The organism is Haemophilus sp. UMB1048, assembly GCF_030218125.1.
Taxonomy (GTDB): domain Bacteria; phylum Pseudomonadota; class Gammaproteobacteria; order Enterobacterales; family Pasteurellaceae; genus Haemophilus_D.
The window spans coordinates 1-246 of sequence record NZ_JASOPB010000156.1 but is presented as its reverse complement, the minus strand read 5'-3'; the positions used below and the strand labels follow the sequence as shown (position 1 = coordinate 246).

General features: G+C 51.2%; 1 protein-coding gene. It reads left to right on the top strand.

Annotated features, from left to right (window positions below; genetic code table 11):
• Positions 1 to 20 precede the first annotated feature (20 nt).
• The coding region (locus QP437_RS10285) for a hypothetical protein (RefSeq protein WP_369279333.1) at positions 21 to 246 on the top strand (226 nt) is incomplete at its 3' end.

The window sequence follows — 246 nt, the reverse complement described above, 5'->3', positions numbered from 1 at the left end:
CTGGTATTTGTGCGGCAATATTGGTGTATATCTCTGCAAGAATTGCTTCTGCACTGTCAGGAGCGAGTGCTACAGCCACTATGCAGGGGGCGGCGGCTATCGGTATTGGCGCTGCTGCATACGGTGTTGGAAAAATGGCTGGCGGTGCCAAAGACAAACTGGAAAAAAACATTGATGGCTGGAACGCCCATGATGATGGTGCCAAAAGAGCGACCAAAGGTGGAGCATTAGGTTATAACGCCGCCA